Below are 8312 nucleotides of genomic sequence, written 5' to 3' on the forward strand. Positions count from 1 at the left end.
TACTATCTGAGCTTAAGGAATAGATGTAACAATGTAGCGCCGTATACGAGGACCGTACGTACGGTGCAATGGGAGGGCTAATAACTCTACCCTATTGGGATTTTTGTACAGGTGGGTGAAAATAACAAAAGGTTTGTTTTGTCAGTCAGTCTCATCTATGCCTTGCAGCGAACCCAAAAGTCACGGTCCGGCAGAGGCACTTTCGGCTTGAACGAAAGTACAGCCCCTCACCGCATTCGCGGAGCTCCCCGTACTTCGGGGAGCCGGATGCCGGGCATAATTAACAGTAGAGGCAAATGAGAAAATATATTTCCAAAGCAGTACGCTGCGTTCTTTCCGCTCCACGCGCACGGCCGGGAATAGACGTGCTCCCTCGTGCGGGGCTGCAGGTACACGTAAGGCCGGGAATACAAATGCAGGCCGCTAGTGAAGAGCCACCGCCTGCGTACAACCTTTGTCAGCACAAGTGCGGGCAACAGCCCGTGCGCGAAGCGCACTATAAAAAATTGGTTGGCGCCAGCCAACCATATCCACCCCCTTTCCCTTTTCCCCTGTTTTTTTACTGTGAGACTGAGCCCCTATATAATTGCCCGTTTTTTTCAAATTCTGATGCGCCCGCCCCGCGATCGATTCATATTTCCCACAACTTTCTTTGCAAAGAAGCGCATTTCATGGTACCATAATATATTATTGCAGGAAAGGAAAACGCCATGAAGAGACCGCTGAAAGTGACACGGGAGACCCGGCCGAGCCAGTATGCCCGGAAGATGTACGGCAAAGATAAAATCGAAAAAATCATGGACGAGGAAGATGTGACTTCTCTTCGGAAGGGTTCGAAGAAGAAGGTAAGGACTCTCCTGAACAAGCGGCTGCGCCAGGCGCTGAAGAGGGAGGACCTCCCCAGCGGCGGGGCGTATCGGAAGGCGCTGGATATAGACGAAGAATCATAGAGGAAACGATGGATATAAAGAAAATTCTTGTACTGGATACGGAAACGACGGGTTTTGACAGCAAAGCGGAGATTCTCCAGCTTTCCGTGATCGACGGGAGTGGAGAAATTCGGATAAACGAATATTTCCGCCCCCGTTTTATTTCGTCCTGGCCCGGGGCGGAAGCGGTGAATCATATTTCACCCGAGATAGTCAAAGACAAACCTTCCTTTTATGACCGGAGGGAGGAAATAGGGCACCTCCTCCGTCATGCGGACCTTCTGGTGGGATACAACCTGCCTTTCGATCTGAAAATGATCCGGCAGAACGGAGTATTCATCCCCTACAAGGCAAAAACGCTGGACCTCATGCGGCCCTTTGCGAAAGTGTATGGGGAAATCAATGAGAAATACGGCGATTACAAGTGGCAGAAACTGTCCACCTGCGCGAAATATTACGGTTGCAAAGAAGAAGGCTGGCACGACAGCCTGGCCGATACGAAGGCTACGCTTTTCTGCTTCCATAAAATGCTGGAAATGGGGCACATCAAGCTGTAATGATCATCAAATAACCATTAACCCCTATGTACAGTTTTTCAACTTTCCAAAAAAGATTAATCGTTATCTGTTAATAGTTAATGGTTGTATTTATGCCAGACCCGCGAGAGTACGTTAATCTCACTCGGCCTGTCCGTATTGGAATGATGGAACTTATTAACTATTATCCATTATCCATTAACCTCAATATACAGCTTTTGAAATCGAATGAATCCGAAGTTTCCGAAATTAAAAACTATTAACCTCACGTACGGCTTTCCATCCGGATGACCTGAAAGCCGCCCGACCATTAACCATTACCTATTATCCATTATCTACAAACAAGGAGCCCCTATGCCGGCAAAGAAGAATTATTACATCGTCAAAAAAGGAAAGAATCCCGGAGTGTATTATTCCTGGGCGGAGTGCAGCCGGGAGGTGCAGGGATTCAGTGGAGCTGTCTACAAGGGATTTGTGACGAGGAAAGAAGCGGAGGAGTGGTACGGAAAGCCCGTGGCCCCTGCGCCTTCTGAAAAAGGTTCTCCTTCTTCCGGAAAGCCCCTCTCCCTGCCGGAAGCGGAAAAGAAATATCCCTCCAGGAAGGTGGTAAGAAATATTTCCCTTTTCCAGAATGGAGAATATCTGCCGGAGGAACTCACCATTTTCACCGATGGTTCCTGCCTGGTCAATCCCAATGGTCCCGGCGGTTTTGCGGCGGTTTTCCTCGACAAACTGGGAGAAGAGCTGCTCTATGTGACTGGAGGCGAGCCCGTAAGCACGAATAACCGCATGGAGCTTCGGGCGGCCTATGAAGCGCTCAAAGTCATCGATGACGGAACCAGGCACCAGGTGACTTTCCATACGGACAGCAAGTATCTGCAGAAATGCTTTGCCAATCACTGGATTTCCAACTGGAAGAGAAACGGCTGGAAAACCCAGACAGGAAGCAACGTGCTGAACCAGGACCTCTGGAAAGCGCTGGATCTTCTGATTTCCCGCCACCAGGTCCGGTTCGACTGGACAAAAGGCCACGTGGGCACGAAGTACAATGAACTCTGCGATCAGCTGGCCAAGACGGAAGCCGGTAAATTTCATTAAGAAAAAAGATGTGTCAGAAATGGCGCATCTTTTTATTTCCAAAAAAATTTTCATCATGACCCTTTTTTAAATTCAATCGGAATTGTAAAAAGTAAATGCATATTTCAAAAAAAAGTTTGACGAAACGTAATTCAGTGAACAAAATTTGAAATATTTATTTCATAAATAAAAATTTTTCTACGACCTTAAAATATTTCCAAAATGGTCTTGAAAGTCTTTCAAATATACCCTATAATAAAAATGAATACAAATATAATCCAAACGTATGATTTTATTTTATAACAATAAGAAAAGGGGGATCATAATGACTTCGGGGAAAGAGGACTATTTAAAGGCGATTTATCTGCTCAGCGAAACCCATGATATTGTCACAAATAAAGAGCTGTCAGAAATGCTTCACGTTTCACCGCCTTCCGTCAGTGAAATGATTACGAAACTGCAGAAACAGGGCTACGTGGACTATACGGCCTACAAAGGCAGCAAGATGACGAGAAAAGGCAGAAGAGAAGCAGGAAGACTCCTCCGCTACCATGCGCTGTGGGAAGTATTCCTGGTAGACCACCTGAAATTTTCCTGGAGCGAAGCTCACGAAATCGCTGAAGGCCTGGAACACCAGACCAACGACAAACTGGCTGAAAAACTGGATGAATTTCTGGATCATCCCCAGCACTGCCCCAACGGAGACCCGGTACCGCGCAAAGACGGAACCCGTATAGGCATCACCACACGTGTCCTTTCCGATGCTGATATAGGCGAAACCACCCACGTACGCCGTATTATGGAAGACTATGACCTCATGGACTACATCCAGTCCAAGGGCATTACCATCGGTATGGAAGTAACGGTCAAGGAAAAGGAACCTTACGAAGGACCGCTCCTCCTCGAAACGCCGAATGGGGATATTACCCTCTCCTACAAAGCTGCCAGACAGATTTACGTGGATGACTGATGAGCAGTTAGTTATTAGTTTTTAGTTGTTAATTGTTAGAAATAAGAGCCGACCCTGCAGAGAGCCGGCTCTTTTTATTGGAAATAAAAGTGGTTAGTGGTAAGTGATAAGTGGTAAGTGAAGGTGGCGGCCTGGCGGCCGCAAGTATATATGGGGCTTTTGGCCGAAGAAAACAGGGGAAAGGGGAAAGGGAAGGATATGGTTGGCTGGCGCCAACCAATCTTATGTAGTGCGCTCCGCGCACGGGCTGATGGCCCGCACTTGTGCTGGCAAGGGTCCTCTCCAGGCGGTGGCTCTCTACTTTCGACTTGTACCTGTATTCCCGGCCTTACGCGAATATGCATCCCCGCACGAGCGGGCACGTCTATTCCCGGCCGTGCGCGTGGAGCGGAGGAATCGCAGCGAAGGCGGGTAAGTTCATCTATCAAAAAAATCGAAAATGACCGTAAAAATCTGAAGTACAGGGGAAGATTTTTTATCTTTCACAATTTCGACTTAAACCGGTAGTACAACCCCCTGCTCGCTACGCTCGCCGCCCCCCTGGCCATGGGGGCAAGTGATTTTTCGACCTGAATGAGTCTTTCAACCCCGCCTGTGTACAGTCCCCATATAAATTTGTCAGCGCATCAGCGCTGACACCTTCCCGATCATCCCGACAGCCCCGATCACCCCGACCACCCCGATTCAAAAGTCAATTGATCATATAGTTCCCTTTCGACTATACGTCCGGCATCAATTCTTTTACCGCATCAGCGGCACACCTTCACGAACCACGAAATCTCGATACCGACAATACCGGGGCATGTCGTGGTGAGGCTAACCCACGAATATCGAACCATCCTCAAACCAAAAATCTGATAAGTGAATAAAATTCATCCCATTTTCGACATGCAGCGATAGAACAACCCCCTGCTCGCTGCGCTCGCCGCCCCCCAGGCTCGGGGGGCCTGAAACGTTTCGACTCGAATGGGCATTGTCTGCCCTGTGCAGGAAATGAAAAGAGCAGTATTCTCCCTTGGATATCAAAATCCGATGACAAGGATTTCATTGGAATTGACTCATTTTATTCAAGTCGTTACCGTTAAAGCCCTCCCAATGATTGGGAGGGTGCCTGAACGAAGTGAAGGCGGGTGGGTTGTACTATCGGTCTTTCAACCCCGCCTGTGCAGAGTCCCCATAAAAAATGTGCCGCATCAGCGGCACACCTACCCGATCACCCCGACAGCCCCGATAACCCCGACCACCCCGATTTAAAAGTCAATCGATCATATAGTTTCCTTTCGGCTATATGTCCGGCATCAATGCTTTTACCGCATCAGCGCTGACACCTTCCCGATCATCCCGACAGCCCCGATCATCCCGACCACCCCGATTCAAAAGTTAATCGACCATATAGTTCCCTTTTGACTATACGTCCGGCATCAATCCATAATACCGACAAAAGACTCAATAAAAGTACTTGAAAAACACCTTCCCCTCCTGTAAAATTAAAAAAGGGATAACTATGTTATCCGGCCCCGGAGATGGGGCTTTTTTGTTGCCTGTCTTTCCCCCGGGAGCAGGCAGGATTATATAAACAGGGGTGTTTTCATGAAAAATTTCGACGTTATTATTATAGGTGCCGGTCCGGCAGGGATTTTTACCGCCCTGGAGCTGGCGGATACGGGAATGAATATCCTGATCCTTGAAAAGGGGCTGGATATCCGCGAAAGAATCGCATTGAACAGGGACCGCAAGGCTCCTCTGAAGGACCGGCGGGCAAATATTGTCTCCGGCTGGGGCGGGGCGGGCGCTTTTTCTGATGGAAAACTGACGCTTACCACGGACTATGGCGGAAATCTGGACGATTATATGAATAAGGGTGAACTTTCCCGCCTGATTTCCTATGTGGATGAAGTGTACTGCCGGTTCGGCGGTGAAGGACGCAAGGTGTACGGCGATGAACATCTGGAGGAAATCCACGAATTGAAACGGAAGGCAGCGGCTGCCGACCTTGCCTATATTCCGGCCCGCATCCGCCATCTGGGGACCGACGTGAATGGAGAAATCCTTTCGAATATGAGGGATTCCTTCCCGTCCAATGTGACCGTTATTTCCAGGTGTCCCGTAGACCACATTCTTATTAAGGACGGACAGGTGGAAGGAGTCGAGGCAGGCGGAGAGACCTATTTCTGCAAATACCTCGTGGCGGCTCCCGGAAGGGACGGGGCGGAATGGTTCAGCGGGGAAGCGGAAAAAATCGGCCTTCGCACCGCATCGAATGCCGTAGATATCGGGGTCCGTGTGGAGTCTCCGGCGGAAGTGTACGAGCCAATCACCCGCATCGCTTATGAGTCGAAGCTTGTGTATTTCTCCAAATTTTTCGATGACAGAGTGCGCACTTTCTGCATGAATCCCTATGGATTTGTGGTGACGGAAAATAATAACGGACTGATGACGGTGAATGGTCACTCCTATGCCCATAAAAAGAGTGACAATACGAATTTTGCTATCCTTGTTTCCAAGCAGTTTACCGAGCCTTTCCACGAACCTATCGAATACGGGAAATATATAGCCTCCCTGGCCAATATGCTTGGCGGCGGACCCATCGTGCAGCGCCTGGGGGACCTCAGGGATGGCAGGCGGTCCACGGCGGAACGCATCCGGAGAGGACTCGTCCACCCCACTATGCCAAGCGCCACACCGGGAGATTTATCTTTGGTCTTGCCATATCGCTTCTTAAAGGATATTATGGAGATGTTCGAAGCGCTGGACAAAGTTGCGCCGGGAGCCAATTCGCGCCACACCCTTCTGTACGGGGTGGAAGTGAAATTTTACTCTTCGAGAATTGAACTTTCGAACCAGCTGGAAACGAAGATTCCAAACTTCTTCGCCATTGGTGATGGAGCCGGCATCACCAGGGGCCTTGCCCAGGCCTCAGCTGCCGGTGTAGTGGTGGGCCGCGAAATCTGCGCCCGCATTGGGAAACCGAAGGGAGAAATTTAAATGATACCAAGGTACACACGCCCTGTGATGGGTAAAATCTGGGAAGAAAGAAATGAATGGCAGACCATGCTCGATGTGGAAATCGCAGCCTGCGAAGCCAATGCAGAACTGGGCCGCATTCCAAAGGAAGCAGTAGAAGTCATTAAAGCCAAAGCAGACTTTGACGTAGACCGGATTCATGAAATCGATGCAGTCATCAACCATGATATAATTGCCTTCCTCACCAATGTAGGTGAACACGTAGGCGACGAAGCCAAGTACATCCACATGGGTCTCACTTCCACCGACGTGAAGGATACAGGCCTGAACGTCCAGATCAAACAGGCAAGCGCAGTCCTCCTGGACGACCTCCAGAAACTGGCAGACGTACTGAAGAGAAGAGCTGTAGAATTCAAGTACACCCCCACCATCGGCAGAACCCACGGCGTTCATGCAGAACCCACCACCTTCGGCCTGAAACTCCTCCTCTGGTATTCTGAAACCCTTAGAAATATCGACAGAATGAAACGGGCAGCTGAAGAAATGGCAGTAGGCAAACTTTCCGGCGCTGTAGGCACCTATGCGGATATCGACCCCTATGTAGAAGAATACGTCTGCAAGAAAATGGGTCTCACCCCGGAAATCGTAGCTACCCAGGTCGTTCAGCGTGACCACCATGCCGAATATATCGCAACCCTGGGCGTCATTGCAGGCACCCTCTCCCAGATGGCCCTCGAAGTCCGCCACCTCCAGAGAACGGAAGTGAGAGAAGCGGAAGAATATTTCAGCCCGAAACAGAAAGGCTCCTCCGCTATGCCTCACAAGAGAAACCCCGTCAAATCCGAAAGAATCTGCGGCATGGCCAGAGTCATCCAGGGCTATTCCCTCCCGGCCTTCGAAGATATCCCGCTGTGGCATGAAAGAGATATTTCCCACTCCTCTGTAGAAAGAGTCATCATCCCGGACGCAACGATTGCCCTGGACTATATCCTTGACCAGACAACCGCCCTCATCGATAAACTCCTCGTTTATCCGGAAAAAATGCTGGCAGACCTCAACCTCACCGGCGGACTCATCTACAGCCCGCGTGTGCTGCTCGCCCTCGTAGCCAAAGGTGCCTACAGAGATACCGCTTACCGCTGGGTACAGAGAAACGCCATGAAACGCTGGCTCCAGGGAGAAGACTTCTACGAAAACCTCTGCAAAGACGAAGATGTCAGAAAGTACCTCACCCCTGAAGAAATCAAGGCATGCTTCGACTACAAACCCATGCTCGTCCATGTGGATGAAATCTTTGCCAGATTTGGGCTGTGAGTCGTTAGAAATTAGAAATTAGAAATAAAAGCCTTCCGGTTCATAAGAGCCGGGAGGCTTTTTTGGAGTGAAAGTGGTAAGTGGGAAGTGATAAGTGGTAAGTGAAGGTGGCCGCTTCAAATTATGAAAGCGGCCAAATATATATGGGGCCTCTGGCCCGCACTTGAGCTGAAGATGGTTTCAGACAGGCGGTGACTCTCTACTTTCGGCTTGTACCTGTATTCCCGGCCGTGCGCGTACCTGCTGCCTCGCACGAGCGGGCATGTGTATTCCCGGCCGCGCGCGTGGAGCGGATGAATGCGCAGCGCTCTCCTTTGGAAGACAAAAATCTGACAATGATGGAATTATCTCATTTTCGACTTGCAGCGGTAGAATAACCCCCTGCTCGCTTCGCTCGCCGCCCCCCAGACTCGGGGGGCCTGGACGTTTCGACATATATGGGCATTTCAAACTCGCCTGAGCAAAATCCCCATAAATAATCGGCGGCCATCAGGCCGCTACCTTCCCGCACCCCGCACCCCG

At 49.9% G+C, this 8312-nt stretch carries 6 protein-coding genes; all 6 read left to right on the plus strand.

What is annotated here, in order from left to right; translation table 11 throughout:
- The first annotated feature begins 710 nt into the window (after nucleotides 1-710).
- Nucleotides 711-950: a hypothetical protein gene (locus tag QZN42_RS09450; protein WP_296957031.1), complete on the plus strand. Its 240-nt coding sequence runs from the start codon at nucleotides 711-713 to the stop codon at nucleotides 948-950.
- Nucleotides 951-958: 8 nt separating this feature from the next.
- The gene (locus tag QZN42_RS09455) at nucleotides 959-1486 is read left to right on the plus strand and encodes a 3'-5' exonuclease (RefSeq protein ID WP_296957033.1); all 528 of its coding nucleotides are present in this window, start codon (nucleotides 959-961) and stop codon (nucleotides 1484-1486) included.
- A gap of 333 nt (nucleotides 1487-1819) precedes the next feature.
- A complete protein-coding gene (locus tag QZN42_RS09460; RefSeq protein ID WP_296957034.1) occupies nucleotides 1820-2563 on the plus strand; it encodes a ribonuclease H family protein in 744 nt (247 codons plus the stop codon).
- Between the two features lie 304 nt (nucleotides 2564-2867).
- Nucleotides 2868-3512, plus strand: coding sequence for a metal-dependent transcriptional regulator (locus tag QZN42_RS09465; RefSeq protein ID WP_296957035.1), 645 nt, complete (start codon nucleotides 2868-2870; stop codon nucleotides 3510-3512).
- Between the two features lie 1590 nt (nucleotides 3513-5102).
- The gene (locus tag QZN42_RS09470; RefSeq protein ID WP_296957037.1) at nucleotides 5103-6497 is read left to right on the plus strand and encodes an NAD(P)/FAD-dependent oxidoreductase; all 1395 of its coding nucleotides are present in this window, start codon (nucleotides 5103-5105) and stop codon (nucleotides 6495-6497) included.
- Complete coding sequence (gene purB / locus QZN42_RS09475; RefSeq protein WP_296957040.1) at nucleotides 6498-7790, plus strand: adenylosuccinate lyase; 1293 nt, start codon at nucleotides 6498-6500, stop codon at nucleotides 7788-7790.
- Nucleotides 7791-8312: the final 522 nt, after the last annotated feature.

It is taken from the genome of uncultured Dialister sp. (assembly GCA_900314595.1).
Taxonomy (GTDB): Bacteria; Bacillota; Negativicutes; order Veillonellales; family Dialisteraceae; genus Dialister.